This is a genomic window from Cupriavidus sp. 05N39 (assembly GCF_056397325.1).
Genome location: NZ_JBFTNE010000387.1, coordinates 1 through 378, shown reverse-complemented (window position 1 = coordinate 378; position 378 = coordinate 1). Strand labels below are relative to the sequence as shown.

General features: G+C 69.6%; 1 protein-coding gene. It reads left to right on the top strand.

Annotated elements, in window-relative coordinates:
• The coding region (locus AC1DN0_RS41830; protein ID WP_477146718.1) for an SH3 domain-containing protein at positions 1 to 378 on the top strand (378 nt) is incomplete at both ends.

Sequence of the window (378 nt, the reverse complement as noted above, 5' to 3'; positions counted from 1 at the left end):
GCGGGTGTTCACCACCCAGGGCGACACCGACATCGACCGCATGCAGGAATCGGCGCTGTTCCCCGGCGACGCGGTCGCGGTGCTGCATGAAAGCGCGGACGGCCAGTGGGTGTTCGTCACCAGCGAACGCTATTCGGCATGGATGGAGAAACGCTACGTCGGCATCGGCGATGCGGCCACGGTGCTGGGCTATGGCCAGCGCGGGCCGTATCGCGTGATCACCGGCGCCACCGCGTTCACCGCCTACACCCCGGACGAACCCCGCGTCTCGCGCCTGCAGTTGGACATGGGGGTGCGCCTGCCGGTGCTGGCCGACTGGCCGCAGGCCACCCCCGTCAACGGGCAGCAGGCGCATGCCGCCTACGTGCTGCAACTGCC